Source organism: Mycoplana sp. ABR4_002, assembly GCF_056159645.1.
In genome coordinates this window covers 1,815,817-1,833,317 of record NZ_JBSWVO010000001.1, presented here as the reverse complement: position 1 = coordinate 1,833,317, position 17,501 = coordinate 1,815,817, and the positions used below count along the sequence as shown (strand labels likewise).

Here is a 17,501-nt window from a genome sequence, read left to right as displayed (position 1 = left end):
TCCGCTATTCGTCACCTTTTCCACCCGGTGTCAAGAGCCCAAGCTCCTCCAGGTCCTGCGGGGTGATCGGATCCTCGCCCTCGGCCAGTTCATCCTCGTCGAGCGGCAGCGGGATCTGGAAATTCGACGGCATGCGACCGGACAGCAGCCCGGCCCCCTTCAATTCGTCCAGTCCGGGCAGATCGCGGAGTTCCTCCAGTCCGAAGTGATCGAGGAAGTCCTTCGTCGTGCCGAAGGTGACCGGCCGGCCGGGCGTCCGCCGCCGACCGCGGAAACGGACCCAGCCGGCCTCCAACAGCACGTCGAGCGTTCCCTTCGAGGTCTGTACCCCGCGGATGTCCTCGATCTCGGCACGCGTCACCGGCTGGTGGTAGGCGATGATCGACAGCACCTCGAGGGCTGCGCGCGACAGTTTGCGCACCTCCGCCTCGTCGCTGCGCACGACGAAAGAGAGATCCGGTGCCGTGCGGAAGGCCCAGTGATCGCCGACCTGCACGAGGTGAACGCCACGCCCGGCATAGAGCGCCCGCAACTCGCGCATGACGTGACCGACGTCGACGCCGGTCGGAAGGCGATCGGCAATGTAGCTTTCGGCGACCGGTCCGGCGGAGGCGAAGACCAGCGCCTCGGCGATGCGTGCCGCCTCATGCAGCCGGCGCGGGTCGACCACGGTCGCCCTGTCCGCCACCACCACCACCCCTTCGCTGTCGCCCGCTTCAGACACGGTCGTTGTCCTCCTCCGCGCGGGTTCCCGGCCTGCCGCTGCGCAGGTAGATCGGCTGGAACGCGCCGTCCTGGCGCATTTCGAGGTGTCCCTCCCGTACCATTTCCAGCGTGGCCGCAAAGGCGCTGGCCGTCGCCGTCCGGCGCTCGGCGGGATCGGCCAGGTAGCGCAGCAGAAAATGGTCAAGCGCGGTCCACTCTTCCACCTCCCCGACCAGCCGGTGCAGGATCTCGCGGGCGTCTGACAGTGCCCAGACATTGCGTTTTTCGATTGTCACCTGGGTGACGGACTGACGCTGCCGCAGCGCCGCGTAGGCGCTGAGAAGGTCGTAGAGCGAGGCATCGAAGGCGGAGCGGCGCTGTGTCGGAATGTGCTCCGGTGCACCACGGGCAAAGAAGTCGCGGCCGAGGCGATTGCGGTTGATCAACCGGGTGGCGGCGTCGCGGATCGCCTCCAGCCGCTTCAGCCGGAAAGCAAGCGTCGCCGCCAGTTCCTCACCGGAGGGACCGTCGTCCTTCGGCTGCTGCGGCAGCAGCAGGCGCGACTTCAGATAGGCGAGCCAGGCCGCCATCACCAGGTAGTCGGCCGCCAGCTCGATGCGGATGCGCTGGGCGCGGTCGACGAAGGCGAGATACTGCTCGGCCAGCGCCAGCACGGAGATGCGCGCCAGGTCGACCTTCTGGGTGCGGGCAAGATGCAGCAGCAGGTCGAGCGGTCCCTCGAAACCGGCGATGTCGACGACGAGGCCCTCCTCGTGCAGCGTCCGTTCGCCCTCGGCCTGCCACAGGTCCTCCATCGGCGCGCTGTCCGATCCCTGGGTTTTCGACGGCCTTGTCCGCGATCCGTACACCGCTACTCCTGAAGCGCAATTGCCGCCGACCGCCTCTCCCTCAGGCTATGGCGATCAGCGCGTTGAACTCTTCCCGCAGGGCCTGCTCGTCGGCGCCATCGGCCGGCGGCAAGCCGGCGATGGCCTCGTTCGCCCGCCTCAGGCTCTCGCCCTCAAGCGGCGGCACATTCTCTGCAACAGCGATCATTTCCTCCATGATGCCGTGGCAATGCAAGACCAAATCGAGGCCGGCGGCGACAATGCCGCGCGCACGGGTTGCGATATCGCCGCGCAACGCATTCATCGAAACGTCGTCGGACATCAACAATCCGTCGAAGCCGATGTGCCCGCGAATGATCTCGCTGACAACCTTCGGCGAGGTGGTCGCCGGATTGTCCCGATCGATATCGGTGAAGACGATGTGCGCGGACATCGCCATCAACTCGTCCTTCATGCGCCGGAACGGAACGAAATCGACGGCTTCCAGTTCGGCGCGCACGGCGTTCACGACGGGCAGGTCATGGTGGGAATCGACCATCGTGCGCCCGTGGCCCGGCATATGCTTCATGACCGGCAGCAGCCCGCCCGCCTTCAGCCCATCCGACGCCGCCCGGCCCATCGCCGAGACGATCTCCGGCTCCTGGCCGTAGGCGCGGTTGCCAATGACGTCGTGAACGCCCGGCACGGCGACGTCCAGCACCGGAAGGCAGTCGACATTGACGCCGAGGCGCGACAGATCGAAGGCGAACAGCCGCGACATCAGCCAGGCGGAGCGCAAGCCCTTTTCCGGATCCAGCCGGTAAATCGCCCCCAGCGCCGCGGCGTTGGGATACTGCGGCACGTGCGGCGGCCTGATCCGCTGCACCCGCCCGCCTTCCTGATCGATCAGCACCGGGATGCGCTCATCGCCTCCGACAGTGTCGCGCAGCGCCGCCGTCAGATCGGCGACCTGCGCCGGCTCGCCGATGTTGCGGCCGAACAGGATGAAGCCCCAGGGACGTTCGTCCCTGAAGAAGGCCTTCTCGTCATCGGTCAGGGCGAGGCCCTTGCAACCGGAAATGAATGATTTCGATTCGCTCATGCGACGAATCATACGGCGCTGCGACGGAAAGGCGAGAGTGCAGGCGCCACTTTCTCAGCATTATCAGCCCTCGAAACGGCAAATGGCGCGGCTTCCGCCGCGCCATTCGCTCATTCGATCCGGCGAGGACCTACTTTGTCACGAGGCAGCTGCCACCGGCGCTCTTGTACTGAGCGCAGAGCGCGTTGGCCTCCTCACGCGAACCGGCAGGGATGCGCACGCGATAATAGGTTCCCTTGTTGGGAATGTCCGCCCGCTGGATATCCACGCCGCGGCCGCCAATGACGCTGGAAAACCGGCTGGACAGGTTGCTGTAGGACTTCTGCGCATCGGCCTCCGACGGCAGCGACGCGATCTGGATGACATAGCCGCCCGGATTGGCCACGGCGGCTGGCGCCTGCTCCGCCGCCGGCTGCGCCAAGGCCGCAGTCTCGGTCGGCGCCGTGTCGGCGACGCGGCCGCGCTCGGTGACCGTACCAACCACGTCCACCGGCTGGTCCACCGGACGGGTCACGGGAACGGGGGTGCCGGTCGGGGCAGCGGCGCTCGCCACGTCGGTGGCCGCCTCGGACGCCTCAGCGTCCACCGCGGTGGTCTTCACCGGGCGCACGGGGGCGAGTTGCTCGACCGACGCGTCGGCGACCTCCTTCAGCGCGGCCGACCCGTCGTCCGGTTCGGACGCGGCGGTGTCGGCCGTTGCGGAACGCAGCGCGACATTGGCCTCGCCAGCGGTGTCTGTCGGTGCGGCGAGCGCGGGCGCAGCCCCATCGACGCCGGCATCGCTGTTCGCCTCGGAGCTGCTTGCAGGTGACGCCATGGCGCTCTCCGGCTCGACGACCGGATCCTCGCGCGCGACCAGCGTTCCATCGGGCTTGACGATCATGGTGCGGACCTTGCGGGCCGAGACGACCGGCGCCTGGTTGTCCGCCACCGACGTTTCCACTGCCGGGTCGTCGTCGACCCCCGGCAGAAGGCGGTCATCGGCCTGCCCGGCGCTTGCCGCATCGATGGCGGGCGCCTCGTCCTCCGGCGCCTCGAAGGGCAGAGACTCGGGCGTCAGCGTGCGCTGGACGACATCAACCGGCTCTTCGGTGGCGGTGACCAGTTGCTCCTGCTGGGGCACGACGTCGTTGGCCCCGGCCACGCGATCGTAGACCGCCTTGTCCTGGTTGGGCACCGTCTTGCCGCCCCGCTGCTCGGGCACGATCTTGACCGGATCCTTGTCTGCCAGGATAACGCGCGGTTCGCCCGCTCCCGCGCCATCGGACCCGGCGCCCGACAAGAAGGCATAGGCGCCAGCGCCTCCGAGCGCGACCAGCACGGCCGCCGCGGCGGCGAATTTCAGCGTCCGGCCACGCCGCGACGGCTCATCGTAGCCATCGCCGACATAATCGTCATCAGCCTGCTGGGCATCGAGCGGTATCGCGTGACGCTCGGACTGGGACAGAGAGCGGCGCAGATCCTCTTCCAGAGCCTTGTCGAATTCGTCTGCCTCGCCCGGCGCATCCGTCGATCCGGAGGCCTCGGCCGGTCCGTCGCTGCGATCGCTGCGTGCGTAGCCAGCGACAGGGCGCGTGAAAAGTTGCGCCATCTCCGCATCGATGTCGAAGTCATACTCCGGCTGCTGATCCGCCACCTTCTCCTTGTCGGCGACCGGGAACTGCGGAACGTCCAGCTCCGCGACCGGCGCGACACTGACGTCGGTCTCGGCGATCAGCGATGGGTCGAAAGGCAGCGCGACGTCGAACTCCTCGGGCTCCGGCGCCTGCGCAGAAGCTGCAACAGGCTCCGCCGCGAACGCCGGCTCGGCCACGCGCGGCGCGGGTTCGGCTGCGGGAACGACCGGTTGCGAAGCCGCCCGCGAGCCCGCAGACTCCACCGCTACCGGCTGGGAGGCCGCGGCCTCCACGGCTGCGGGCTGGGTGAACACCGGTGCGGGCGGCGGCGCAACGGGCGCCTCCGCTTCGGTCGGCTCGATCTTCAGTTCGGTGGGGTCGAGCTCGATGTCGGACAGATCGAGCTCGAAGTTGGCGAAGGCATCCTCGACATCCGAAACGGCGTCGTCAGCCTCCGGCGCCGCAGGCTGTTCGGGGATCGGGGCGGACGTGGCAGTCGTGGCGGGCACGATCGCGGCCGCCGGCTCTGCCGGCAGATCGGCTTGAACCGACATCGCCGGCTCGATCCGGTCCTGCGCCGCGATGGCCGGCACGACCGGCTCCTTCTGCCGATCGGGGGCAACCGGGGTGGCCCGGCCGAACTTGACGCTGGAGAAACCGTCCAGCGATCCCGGCCGCGTGCGCGGCGCCTGGGCCGGTTCGACGACCGCTGCCGGCAGCACCGCCGCCATCGGCTCCGGCATCGGCTCGACCGACGGCTGGACCTGCGGGCGCGGCTCGGGCACGGGATAGCGTTCGACCTCGGCCAACAGTTCGTCGAGGTCGAAGCCGTCTGAGGAAGGCTCGGCCGGCGCCACGTCATAGGTCGCTGTCGGCTGGAACGCGGTGGCCTCGGTCCCGGTGCTATCCGGGTCGGCCGCCTGACGCTCGTCCTGCGAGAACATCACGGAGGCAACCTCGGCAGGCAGTCCGGCCGCTTCGAAGTGCCCACCCTCGCCCAGCGACCGCGTCACCGGTACCGGCTCATCGAAGGCAGACGGCCAGGCAAGCTCAGCCGCGCCACCGGGCGGAAGCTCGACCCGAGGCAAGGTCTCGATCAGCGATTCCTGATGTTCCCCGGCATGCGCATTGCCGGTATCAGCTATGGCAAGACCGGCAGCGTCGGCGTCGAAAGACAGGTCAGGAGCGGATGCAGATGGCGTCGCGACCGTCGGCAGCGCCGCCTCGACGAGCGGCCCTTCCGTCGCCTCGGTCAAAGTCTCGCCGAGCGAAAGCTCGAGCTCGCGATCAAGGTCCAGATCGAGCGAGGCAGACTCCGGGGCGGAAACAGCAAATTCCGCGGGTTGCAGTCCGAGGAACACGGGTTCCGTCGGAAGCGCCTCCGGCGCGTCCATCGCCGGCAGCGCTTCGGCGCTCGACGGCTGCTCGCCTGCAGGTGATCGGGTATCGTCCGCCATTGCGGAGGATTGCTCCACCCGGCCCGGATCAAAGTGATCGGCCGCGGCCGCGGCAGCGTGGCCCGGCTGGGATGGCGCGTTCCAATCCGGTTCCAGGGCAAACGCGGCCGGCACTTCCGGTTCCTGCGAAGCCGTTCCATCGGCGACCGGTTCCGCAGCCGGCTGGAACGGATCGCGACCGTGCGGCAAGACATCTTCGTCAAGGGCGGAGGCCGGCGCGATCTCGCTGGCGGCGACATGATCGACCGGATCCAGTGCGGGTGCATCGTACTGCGCGAACTCGCGCAACAATTCGTCCTCGAGATCGATCACCGGATCACGGAGCGGCTCCGGCGGCACCGGCCGGGCAGCTGTCGGAACATTGCGTGGCTCGTAGCCGACAATGCGTGCGAGTTCCGCCAACGGATCGTCGTCCGACAGGAGGTCGGCATCGGCTGCCCCGCTTCGCGCAAGATTCTTGTCTGCCATTCTGCTCCACTCACAAGCTACAAAACCGCGTTTGCCAGCTTATTGTGGGCAAATGGTGACGCTATCGCATCTCGTCCGGAGCGGCTGTACCTGTGATGGCAAGCCCGGATTTCAAAACAGAAGCGACCGCATACACCAGCCCGAGTCTGGCTATACTCAATTCTCGGTTTTTATCATTAACAAAACGTAAGTCAGGCTGATCCTTACCCTTATTCCAGTGCGCGTGGAATGCGCTCGCGAGGTCGTAAAGGTAAAATGCGATGCGATGAGGCTCGTGCGCGAGTGCAGCCGCCTCCACCACGCGCGGATACTCTGCCAGCTTGGCAAGCAACTGCAGTTCACTTGGATCGGAAATCTTGTCCTTGACCGCCTCGGCCAGATCAAGCGAGGCCAGATCCAATCCGGGAAAAGCCTCCGACGCCTGACGGAAGATGGACATGCAGCGCGCGTGCGCATACTGCACGTAAAAGACCGGGTTGTCCTTCGACTGCTCCGTGACCTTGGCAAAATCGAAGTCGAGCGGTTCGGAACTCTTGCGATATAGCATCATGAACCGGACCGGGTCGCGGCCGACCTCTTCAACGACCTCGCGCAAGGTGACGAAATCGCCGGAGCGCTTCGACATCTTCACCGGCTCGCCGCCGCGGAACAGCTTCACCAGCTGGCACAACAGCACGGTTAGCTTGGCGTTGCCGTCCGAGATCGCGCGGCACAGGGCCTCCAGCCTTTTGACATAGCCGCCATGGTCGGCGCCGAGGATGTAGATCATCTCGTCGAAGCCGCGGTCGAACTTGTCCTTGAAGTAGGCCACGTCGGCGGCGAAGTAGGTATAGCTGCCGTCCGACTTGATCAGCGGCCGGTCAATATCGTCGCCGACTTCGGTCGAGCGGAACAGGGTCTGCTCGCGGTCTTCCCAGTCCTCCGGCAGTTGCCCCTTCGGCGGCGGCAGCACGCCCTTGTAGACGTGCCCCTTGAAGGTCAGGTCGTTGATCGCGGTCCGGATCGGCGCGCCGCCATTGGCGTGTAGCGCGCGCTCGGAAAAGAACACGTCGTGGGTGACGTTCAGCGCCTTCAGGTCGTCGCGGATCATCGCCATCATCGCGTCGATGGTGCGGTCCTTGACGATCGGCAGCCACTTCTCCTCCGGCATCAGGCGCAGGCTCGAACCGAACTCGGCTGCCAGCGTCTCCCCGACCGGGACGAGATAGTCACCAGGATAGAGGCCGGGCGGAATATCGCCGATCGCCTCGCCGAGCGCCTCGCGATAGCGCAGGAAAGCGGAACGGGCGAGCACGTCGACCTGCGAGCCGGCATCGTTGATGTAGTACTCCTTCGTCACCCCGTAGCCGGCGAAGGCAAGCAGGTTGGCCAGCGCGTCGCCGACGACGGCGCCGCGGCAATGACCGACATGCATCGGGCCGGTCGGATTGGCCGAAACGTACTCCACATTGATCCTACGTCCGGCGCCGGTCTCGCTGCGGCCGAATTCGGTGCCCTTGCGGATGACGTCGGCGAGCACCTTTTGCCAATAGCCCACCGAAAGCCGCACGTTGATAAAGCCCGGGCCGGCGACATTGACCTCGGCAACCTCGGGATCCTGGCGCAATTTCTCGACGATCATGTCCGCCAGCGCGCGCGGATTGGTGCCGAGCGGCTTTGCCAGCACCATGGCGGCGTTGGTGGCCACGTCGCCGTGGCTGGCATCGCGCGGCGGTTCGACGCCGACGCGGGCGAAATCGATCTCGGAGCGCTTCTCGCGCACAACATCAAGATCTTCCAATACGCTTTTGATTCTGGTGTCGAAATCAACAAAAAGGTTCATGTCTTCCATCCACGCGCCGGGGAGGCGCCGTGCGCAAAAGCGCTGATTTTCCGGTTGGCCCGGGTGACTATCTCAATTCCGGGGTGTGGTCAAACAGCCGTCGGTGGGTGTCGATCGCGTAGTTGTCGGTCATGCCGGCGAGATAGTCGCCGACATGACGCGCCCGGGCCGCTTCGGGCATGTCGCGGATGCGGTCCACCCAGTAATGCCCACGCATCAGTTGCGGATCGGCCATGAACGCCTTGAACAGGTCGGTGACGATCGAGGCGGCGTTGGCGCGCACCCGCATCACCTCGGGATGGCGATAAATGCGGGAAAACAGCAGCTTCTTGATGGCCTTGTCGGTCTGCGCCATCGTCGCGGAGAAGGTCGCCATGACGCGCCCGGCGCCCCGCACCTCATCGGCGGATTGCGGCCGCGTCTCCCTGAGCGCGCCCTGAGCGTAGCCGATCACGTCCTCTACCATGGCGGTGATCTGGCGGCGCATGATTTCGTGGGTGAAGCGCGCCGGCTCCAGCCCGGGATAGAGCTGGCGCACCTCGGCCATCAGCCCGGCCAGGAAGGGAACCTCTTCCAGCATCTCGAACGAGAGATAGCCCGAGCGCAGGCCATCGTCGATGTCATGGGTGTTGTAGGCGATGTCGTCGGCGATCGCCGCCACCTGAGCCTCGAGGCTGGCGTAGCTGGCAAGTTCCAGGTCGTGCAGGGCGCAGTAGTCGAGGATCGGCTGCGGTACCGGCCCGCGGGTTCCCTCGCCCGCCGGTGTCAGCAGCGGGCCGTTGTGCTTGACAAGCCCCTCGAGACTTTCCCAGGTCAGGTTCAAACCGTCGAACTCGGCATAGCGGCGCTCGAGCTTGGTGACGATGCGAAGCGACTGGGCGTTGTGGTCGAAGCCGCCATAGGGCGCGAGCGCCTCGTGCAGCGCATCCTCGCCGGTATGGCCGAACGGCGTATGACCGAAGTCGTGCACCAGCGCCACGCCCTCGGCGAGATCCTCGTCGAGCCGCAGCGCCCGCGCGAGCGCGCGGGCGATCTGGGCCACCTCGATCGTGTGGGTCAGGCGGGTGCGATAGTGGTCGCCATCGGCGGCGATGAAGACCTGGGTCTTGTGCTTCAGCCGGCGGAAGGCGGTGGTGTGGACGATACGATCACGGTCGCGCTGGAAATCCGAACGGGTCGGGCTCTGGCCCTCGTCGAAAAGCCGCCCGCGGCTTGACCAGGGATCCGCCGCGAAAATCGCCCGTTGGCCCGCGCCGAAGCCCAGGGCATGTCTGTCCAGTGTCATGGTTCACCCGCATTCGGGCCGCCCATTGACGCGACCCCCATGCCTTCATACCTATAGTGTGCACAGCGTAAAGGCCCACCGCAAGCATGATGCTTATATTGCAAAGATATCATGCATTTGGCGCTTGCCCGAACATTGTGCGATAGTGGCCGGTAGCTGCGGCCCGCAAAGGAATCGATTCTCGGCGGACCTTGAACCCGCCCGGAGGTGCATATGAGCGAAATGAACGTCACACTCTCGGACGCCGCGGCCAGGCGCATCGCCGCCATTCTCGGCGCCGACCGCGCCAACAACGCCATGCGGGTCTCGGTCGAGGGCGGTGGCTGCTCCGGCTTTTCCTACAGGTTCGACCTTGTCGACAGCGCCGAGGACGACGACCTGGTGCTGCAGAAGGACGAGGCCCGCGTGCTGATCGACCCGTTGTCGCTCGTCTACATGGACGGCGCGGAGATCGACTTCGTCGACAATCTCATGGGCCAGTCGTTCCAGATCAAGAACCCGAACGCGGTCGCCAGTTGCGGTTGCGGCACCAGCTTCTCGATCTGAGCGCAACGAGCAGCCTGCTCCGAGCCCAAACGCCCGCCCCTGAATGCCAGCCCGGAAAGTACGACGCGGATGAAGATCGCCACCTGGAACATCAACGGCGTGCGCGCCCGGATCGACAACCTTCTGGCCTGGCTCAAGGAATCGCACCCCGACATCGTCGCCCTGCAGGAGATCAAGTGCCAGGACGACGCCTTCCCGCGGCTCGAGGTCGAGGCGCTCGGCTACCATGTCGAGACACACGGGCAGAAGGGCTTCAACGGCGTGGCGCTACTGTCGAAGATCCGTCCCGAAGAGGTCCATCGCGGCCTGCCGGGTGGCGATGGCGACGAGCAGTCACGCTTCATCGAGGGGGTGTTTTCCATCGATGGCGGCGTCATCCGTGTGTGCTCGATCTACCTGCCGAACGGCAATCCGCCACAGGACCCGGTCAAATATCCCTACAAGCTCGCCTGGATGGAACGGCTTCACGCGTTCGCGCGCGACCGGCTGGCACTGGAGGAACCGCTGGTGCTTGCCGGCGACTACAACGTCATTCCCGAGCCCTACGACTGCTGGGACGTCAAGGTCTGGCAGGGCGACGCGCTCTACCTGCCGCCCACGCGCCACGCCTTCCGCCGGCTCGAAAACCTCGGCTTCACCGACGCTGTGCGCGCCTGCAGCGACGCAACCTCGCTCTATACCTTCTGGGACTACCAGGCCGGATGCTGGCCGAAGAACAACGGCATCCGGATCGACCACCTTTTGCTGTCACCGGAGGCGGCCGACCGCCTGATCGACACGGACGTCGAAAAACACGTCAGAAACTGGGAAAAGCCGTCGGACCACGTGCCGGTGATCGCAAACCTGCGGTGACCGCAGGCACGCCGACGTTCCCGGCCTTGCCGGCGGAACGGCCTAATTGACCTTCATCTGCTGGGTCATTGTCACGGCCGCGCGCCGGTCCTTCTCGCTTGCCAGCGAAAACGACTGCTCCTGCATCTCCTGCAGCCAGGCGCAATACTTGGGCGCACAGTTTTCCAGCGCGGACGTCATCAGCGCCAGGCCCCGGGCCGTCTGCCCTTCCTGGAAAATGACGTTTCCGAACAGGCCCATGGCGCCGGAATGGCCGTTCTTCCGTGCCCGGTTGAGCCACTTCTTGGCCTGATGCACATTCGTCGATCCGCCCTCGCCCGACAGCATCATGCGCCCCAGCTCAAACTGCGCCTCCGGCACGCCGAAGGTGGACGCGGCCTGGAAATAGAGCTGGCGCGCCTGCCCGAGGTCGATCGTCACCGGACTGTCGGGAATGCCGCGACGATAGTAGCCGGCGAGCGCGATCAGGGCGTTGGCGAAGAAGCCGGTGTCCTCCGAGCCGGGCTCTACCCCCTGGCTGGCGATGTCGCTGTAGATCTTGAAGGCCTGGAGGTCGTCCTCGGCGACGCCGTCGCCGGCAGCATACATGTTGGCCAGCGCCCAGCGCGATCCGGTGTGGCCCTTCTCGGCCGCATAGCGGTAGGCCTCCACGGCGTCGTCCTTGCGGCCCTCCTTGTAGGAGGTGAAGCCGAACTTGAACAGATCGAACGGCCCGCTCTCCTTGGTCAGGCCAGAAGCAGGATCGAAGGCATGAGCACGCGACGCGGCGAACCCGCCCGTCAGCGACAGGCAGAGGCCGAGGGCCAGGCATTTCATCGATAGTGACTCAGACTTGTACATCGCTACTACAATCTTCCGCAGTGCCCGGCATGGGGCTCGATGCGGCCTTCCGCAAGAGGAACAGTGACGTGGAGAAGGTCTTCCATGAGCCGACAGTGCACCTCGCTTCTGACTATAGCACATACCGGCGATACACGCCCGCGGCGGTCTTCCGGCAATTTCGTCAGCAACTCTGCCACTCGGTTCATCGTTTCCCTGGCGCTCGATACCAGCGCGCTCTCGGACCTATCGCTGCTCCCTGTTTGTGGCGGGAAATGGACAAGCCGGCTCACCCCTTGTGTCTAGCAGACTATCGCAAAGAATGTGTTGCCAAACAGGCACAGGCCCCGGAGGAGACACAGCGCCCAATCACGCCGCCGGCGCCGGACCATCCCGGCGCACAAGCACCAGTCTCCACCATAAAAAAGGCCCGGGTATGACCCGGACCCCTTGTGCACGACAAGCGTCGGCTCGATCAGAACTTGACCTTCAATTCTCCCGACAGGGCCGAGACGAAATCCGTGCCGTAGTCGTAGCTGGTGGTCGTGTTGCCGAAGGCCTGCGACGAGCCGCTGGTCAGCAGGCCGACCGCGCCGGCGAAGCGGAGTTCCACGTTCTGGGTGGGCGTGTAGGCGCCGCCCAGACCGAGGCTCCAGGTGTCGCTCTGCGAACCGACGATGGTGCTCGTGCCACGGTCCCAGGTCAGGCTGGCGCCGCCGCTCCACTGCTCGTTGAACTTGTGGCCGACGCCGCCGGTCAGGGTCCAGCCGTCGCGGTAGTAGAGGTCGAGCGAGGTGAGCGTCACGCCCGTCGCCGGACCGCAGAATGCGGCGCCGCCATCGCAGGTGAATTTGACCGACTGCAGCCGGCTCCAGTTGGTCCACTTGACCGAACCGAAGGCCAGCCAGTCCGGCGCGATGCCGGACTGCAGCTTCAGTTCCAGCGACTCCGGCAGCGTCGCGGAGCCGGACACCGGCGTGCTCACACCGAAGATCCGCTGATAGACCGGGTTGGCCCCCGCCAAGGCAGCCGGTACGCCGGTCAGATCAAGCGTGCCGTTGATGTCGTCGTAGTCGACCTTGCTCGTATAGACGAGGCTCGCCCGTACCGCGTATTCCGGAATTTCGTAACCGACGCCCGCACGCCAGCCCCCGCTCTGATCCTTCATGTCTTCCAGGCGGCCAAGGCCGGAATAGATCGCCGCGGCCGGACCCAGCAAGGCCGGCGGCACGACGACCGCCTCCTTGTGACCGCCGATCTCCTGGTAAAAGCCGCCGCCGATAAAGCGCAGCTTGCCGGGACCCAGATCGAACTTGTAGGAGCACGAGCCGCCATAGTTGTGGCTGTACACCTCGATTTCGGTCATGTCATAGGCACCGGCCCAGTTGCGGCCCGGGTTGGAGTTCGCACCCCACGGCTCGGAATAGTCGATCATGCAGTCGATCGCATCGCCGATCGCCGCCTTGGCGCCGACATAGGGGTCGACATAGTTCTCGTACTCGTCCGCCGTCGAAGAATAGCCCAGCGTGTTCAGGTTCCTCGGATCCCCGGCCGGGAACGAGGTGTCGGTCGCATTCTCGATCTTCCGGTTCGGCATGACATAGGTCACGGAGCCGTCGAAGACATACGGCGACTGCTCGAACAGCAGATCAACGTCGTAGCCGTGACGCTCAAGACCACCGGCGAGCGCCGAAGTCGAGGCTGCCAGTGCAGCAAAGCCGAGCACGCCCGACGCCAGTGTTTTTCTTCTCATCAATCCCCCCTGCAATCCGTGCGACGGCCCCACTCCCTGGCTCTGTCGCGGTGGCCGGGAGTATCCGGAAGAGCAGGCCCGTTGGCAAATGAACGAATCGGCGACATTCATTTGCCGATTGTTCGCTGAATTACGTAAGTTTTTCTTGAAGAATGGTGGAACGGGTCACGATTAGATCAATTTTTCACTTCGGCGCGCCGGCGCCGTTCCCAATAGAACGATTTTTCGCCGCAACACCCGACTGTCACATTTCCAACACATAGGCGGAAATGGGCTATCCACAACGCGAAACCGCGCCGCAGTCGCGGCGCGGTTTCGACTTTTCCACGGTGGCGGCCGGACGGGCTCGACTCAGCGCGCCTCGGCGACCCGGGCCAGCGCGGTCCCGAGGCTCGCCAGTTGCTGCTCGAGTTCCGTCAGCCGCTCGCGCTCCGCCTCGACGACTTCCGGCTTCGCGTTGGCCACGAACTTCTCGTTGGCGAGCTTGCCCTGGATGCGCCCGGACTCGGCGCGCGCCTTGTCGATCGCCTTTTCGAGGCGCGCCGCCTCGGCCGCCAGGTCGATCAGGCTGCCCAGCGGGAGGCAGGCCGTCGCCTCGCCGACGACGATCTGCGCGGCGCCCTTCGGCGCCTCGTCGGCCAGCGTGACCGCTTCGACGCGGGCGAGCCTGCGGATCGCCGCCTCGTGGCGCTCGAGCCGCGTCCGCGTCAGCGTGTTTGCGCCGACCAGCACCAGCGGCGCGACCGCTGCCGGGGGCACGTTCATTTCGGCGCGAACGGAGCGGATCCCGGACACCAGTTCGATCAGCCAGTTGATCTCGCCGGCAGCGGCCTCGTCGGCATAGGCCGGCGACGGCCATTCGGCATGGCAGATCAGCCCGGCGCGCTGCCGGCCCTCACCAAGCGTCTGCGCCCAGAGCTCCTCCGTCATGAAGGGCATGAACGGATGCAGGAGCTTGTAGGTCTCCTCCAGGACATAGGCAGCACAGGCCTGGGATTCGGCCTTGGCATCCTCGTCCTCGCCGTTGAACACCGGCTTCAGCAGTTCCAGGTACCAGTCGCAGAACTGATTCCAGACGAAACGGTAAAGCGTGCCCGCCGCGTCGTTGAAGCGATAGTTCTCGATCGCCTCGGTCACGTCCCGCGCCGTGCGCGCCAGTTCGGTAAGGATCCAGCGGTTGATGGTCAGCGATGCCGCCTCGGGCACGAACTGCGGATCGATGCGCACACCGTTCATCTCGGCAAAGCGCGTGGCGTTCCAGAGCTTGGTGCCGAAATTGCGGTATCCGGCGACGCGCGCCGGATCGAGCTTCACGTCACGGCCCTGCGCCGCCATGATGGCCAGCGTGAATCGCAGCGCATCGGCGCCGTATTCGTCGATCAGGTCGAGCGGGTCGATGACGTTGCCTTTCGACTTCGACATCTTCTGCCCGTTCTTGTCGCGCACCAGCGCGTGCACATAGACGGTGTGGAACGGCTCGACCGGGTTGCCGAGTTCGTCCTTCATGAAGTGGAGGCCCATCATCATCATCCGGGCAACCCAGAAGAAGATGATGTCGAAGCCGGTGACGAGAACGTCGGTCTGGTAGTATCGCGCCAGTTCCGGCGTGCGATGCGGCCAGCCGAGCGTCGAGAACGGCCACAACGCCGACGAGAACCAGGTGTCGAGCACGTCCTCGTCGCGGGTCAGGATCTCGCCCGGCTGGAAGTTCTCCAGTTTCTCCTCGACCCAGGCCTTCCACGGGCCCTCGTGCGAGATGTAATGCTGGATGGCGGCGTGCAGCGCCTCCTCCTCGGTCTTCTCGACGAAGACCTGGCCGTCCGGCCCATACCAGGCCGGGATCTGATGGCCCCACCACAGTTGCCGCGAAACACACCAGGGCTGGATGTTCTCCATCCACTCGAAGTAGGTCTTCTCCCAGTTCTTCGGCACGAATTTCGTGCGTCCCTCGCGCACCGAGGCGATCGCCGGCTTGGCCAGCGTCTTGGCGTCGACATACCACTGCTCGGTCAGCCGCGGCTCGATCGGCACGCCGCCGCGGTCGCCGTGCGGCACGGTGTGCTTGTGCGGCTCGACCTTGTCGAGCAGCCCCGCGCTCTCGAAGATCTCCACGACAATCTTGCGGGCCTCGAACCGGTCCTTGCCCTCGAGCAGGTCCCAGGACCCGTGCAGAGCCGCCGGATGATCGAGCCCCTCGAGGAAGTCCTCGTTCTCCTTCAGCGTCACCCGTCCCTCGACGGTGAGGATGCTGATGGCACGCAAGCCCTGGCGCTTGCCGACATCGAAATCGTTGAAGTCATGGGCGGGCGTCATCTTGACGGCGCCGGTGCCGGCGGTCGGATCCGGGTATTCGTCGGCGACGATCGGGATGCGGCGCCCGACGATCGGCAGGATGACGTGCTTGCCGACGATGCTCTTGTAGCGCTCGTCGTCCGGATGCACGGCGATGCCGGTGTCGCCCAGCATCGTCTCCGGCCGCGTCGTCGCGACGACCAGGTAGTCGCGCGTCTCCCATTCGACCGCCTTGCCGTCCTCGTCGAAGGCAGTCGGATGCTGGTAGGTGACGCCGGGCTCGAGCGGATAGCGCAGGTGCCAGAGATGGCCGTTGACCTCGACCTGCTCGACCTCGAGGTCGGAGATCGCCGTCAGCAACTTCGGGTCCCAGTTCACAAGGCGCTTGTCCTTGTAGATCAGGCCCTGCTTGTAGAGCGTCACGAACACCTCGAGAACGGCTTCCGACAGCCCCTCGTCCATGGTGAAGCGCTCGCGCGACCAGTCGGCGGAGGCACCGAGACGGCGCAACTGGTTGAAGATCAGGCCGCCCGACTCTGCCTTCCATTCCCAGACCTTCTCGACGAAGGCCTCGCGTCCCATCTCGCGACGGTGCTGCTGCTGCTCCATCAGCTTGCGCTCGACCACCATCTGGGTGGCGATGCCCGCATGATCCATGCCCGGCTGCCACAGCACGTCCTTGCCGCGCATGCGCTCGAACCGCACCATGATGTCCTGCAGGGTGTTGTTGAGCGCATGCCCCATGTGCAGCGATCCGGTCACGTTGGGCGGCGGAATCACGATGGAGAAGGTCTCGGCGCCGGGCTTGGCGCCCGCGCCGGCGCGAAACGCGTCCTCGTCTTCCCAGACCTTCGCAATTCTCGGCTCAACGGCCGCGGAATCATAGTTTTTCTCAAGCATCGTTTTGGCCATGCCCATTGTTTCAGTCACCCGGTTCTAAACCGGATGGCCAGATTGAAGTCAACATAACAAAAACGCCGCGCCGGTTCGCGGCAAGGCCTATCGCAGCAGCAAAAGCGGACGTTTTAGCGGCGCGGCCCGCGCGCCACCCGCTCGATCTCCTCCCGCACCAGCCGCTCGACGAGCGTCGGCAGGTTGTCGTCGAGCCATTCCTGCAACATCGGCCGCAGCATCTCTTCGGCAATCTCGTCGAACGAGCGGCGCGGCCCGGCCTCGAGCGCCTGCGCCAGCGCGCCGAAGGAACTCGCCACCTGGGCGCCCACCGCCGGCGAGACGAGCGACACCGGCGTCGTCGGGCCGGATGCCGCTGCAGCGGTCGCGGACGCCGCGCTGGTCTCCGAGGCCATCTGCGCAGCTCCAGCCACTTCCGCCGGCGCCGACTGCGGGCGGGAACCAGTGATGCTTCCATCTGCCATTTGTGTCATGGCTTGCGGACCTCCTGCTTGCGGCTGCCGGTCCACCTGCGCGTCCGGCTCGGTTCGGCCGGGGACCGCCTCGCGCATGAACACGCCCGTGCGCTCGGAGGCCGCGCGGACACGCGCGGCGACGTCGGCCAGCGACAATGCGGGCTGCGACGGGCGCGAATCAGGCTCGGCCACGTCGATCTCCACCGGCTCCGGCTCTTTCGCCACGGTGGCGCGGCGCGCCTCCTCGGCGTGGAAATCGGCAACGATGATCTCGTCGTCGAAATTGTCGTCATCGGCTGCAGAGTCGTCGCGCGAGACTGGAGACAGCACCGCAGGCGCGCCGACTGGCGGTTCGTTGCTTTCGATGATGCGGCGGATCGATGCCAGTATTTCGTCCATCGACGGTTCACGCGCTACATTTGGCTGAGCCATTTTCATCCCCGTTCACTGCGTCCCGCAGCCGGCTGACGCGACTCGCTGGTCGTGCGTGCGGTGCGGATGAGCAAGACCATAGGTCACTCGCGAGGGCAAAAAAATCGTCGCGAATCAACTCTTAACAGTGATGCACAGATTTATGGGCGATGCCAATG

The 17,501-nt window shown here is 65.6% G+C and carries 12 protein-coding genes; 2 read left to right on the top strand and 10 right to left on the bottom strand.

Going from position 1 to position 17,501, the window contains the following annotated elements; translation table 11 throughout:
- Positions 1–4: 4 nt before the first annotated feature.
- From scpB to ACXAGF_RS08875, 6 genes are all read right to left on the bottom strand, one after another.
- A complete protein-coding gene (gene scpB, locus ACXAGF_RS08900) occupies positions 5–697 on the bottom strand; it encodes an SMC-Scp complex subunit ScpB (RefSeq protein WP_475019240.1) in 693 nt (230 codons plus the stop codon).
- A 19-nt stretch (positions 698–716) separates the two neighbouring features.
- Complete coding sequence (locus ACXAGF_RS08895) at positions 717–1,520, bottom strand: segregation and condensation protein A (protein WP_475019239.1); 804 nt, start codon at positions 1,518–1,520, stop codon at positions 717–719.
- Positions 1,521–1,614: 94 nt separating this feature from the next.
- Positions 1,615–2,634: a beta-N-acetylhexosaminidase gene (gene nagZ / locus ACXAGF_RS08890; protein WP_475016214.1), complete on the bottom strand. Its 1,020-nt coding sequence runs from the start codon at positions 2,632–2,634 to the stop codon at positions 1,615–1,617.
- Positions 2,635–2,764: 130 nt separating this feature from the next.
- Entirely contained in the window at positions 2,765–6,019 is a 3,255-nt protein-coding gene (locus ACXAGF_RS08885) for an SPOR domain-containing protein (protein WP_475016213.1), read from the bottom strand.
- A 217-nt stretch (positions 6,020–6,236) separates the two neighbouring features.
- Positions 6,237–7,997, bottom strand: a complete 1,761-nt coding sequence (gene argS / locus ACXAGF_RS08880; protein WP_475016211.1) for an arginine--tRNA ligase — start codon at positions 7,995–7,997, stop codon at positions 6,237–6,239.
- Positions 7,998–8,064: 67 nt separating this feature from the next.
- On the bottom strand, positions 8,065–9,282 hold the full coding sequence (locus tag ACXAGF_RS08875) for a deoxyguanosinetriphosphate triphosphohydrolase (protein ID WP_475016209.1): 1,218 nt from the start codon (positions 9,280–9,282) through the stop codon (positions 8,065–8,067).
- Between the two features lie 213 nt (positions 9,283–9,495).
- On the opposite strand from ACXAGF_RS08875, the gene erpA reads away from it, so the two are divergent.
- Together erpA and xth are read left to right on the top strand one after the other, a co-directional pair.
- Positions 9,496–9,828: an iron-sulfur cluster insertion protein ErpA gene (erpA, locus tag ACXAGF_RS08870; protein ID WP_475016207.1), complete on the top strand. Its 333-nt coding sequence runs from the start codon at positions 9,496–9,498 to the stop codon at positions 9,826–9,828.
- Between the two features lie 69 nt (positions 9,829–9,897).
- Positions 9,898–10,680 (top strand): exodeoxyribonuclease III, encoded by a 783-nt coding sequence (xth, locus tag ACXAGF_RS08865; protein WP_475016205.1) that lies wholly within the window; start codon positions 9,898–9,900, stop codon positions 10,678–10,680.
- Between the two features lie 42 nt (positions 10,681–10,722).
- Here xth and exoR read toward each other — a convergent pair whose 3' ends face one another.
- The 4 genes from exoR to ACXAGF_RS08845 all read right to left on the bottom strand — a co-directional run bounded on the left by exoR (position 10,723) and on the right by ACXAGF_RS08845 (position 17,343).
- Positions 10,723–11,520: an exopolysaccharide production regulator ExoR gene (exoR, locus tag ACXAGF_RS08860; protein WP_475016203.1), complete on the bottom strand. Its 798-nt coding sequence runs from the start codon at positions 11,518–11,520 to the stop codon at positions 10,723–10,725.
- Positions 11,521–11,974: 454 nt separating this feature from the next.
- Positions 11,975–13,252 (bottom strand): OmpP1/FadL family transporter, encoded by a 1,278-nt coding sequence (locus ACXAGF_RS08855; RefSeq protein WP_475016201.1) that lies wholly within the window; start codon positions 13,250–13,252, stop codon positions 11,975–11,977.
- A gap of 351 nt (positions 13,253–13,603) precedes the next feature.
- The gene (locus ACXAGF_RS08850; RefSeq protein ID WP_475019238.1) at positions 13,604–16,444 is read right to left on the bottom strand and encodes a valine--tRNA ligase; all 2,841 of its coding nucleotides are present in this window, start codon (positions 16,442–16,444) and stop codon (positions 13,604–13,606) included.
- Positions 16,445–16,569: 125 nt separating this feature from the next.
- On the bottom strand, positions 16,570–17,343 hold the full coding sequence (locus tag ACXAGF_RS08845) for a PopZ family protein (RefSeq protein WP_475016200.1): 774 nt from the start codon (positions 17,341–17,343) through the stop codon (positions 16,570–16,572).
- Positions 17,344–17,501 lie beyond the last annotated feature (158 nt).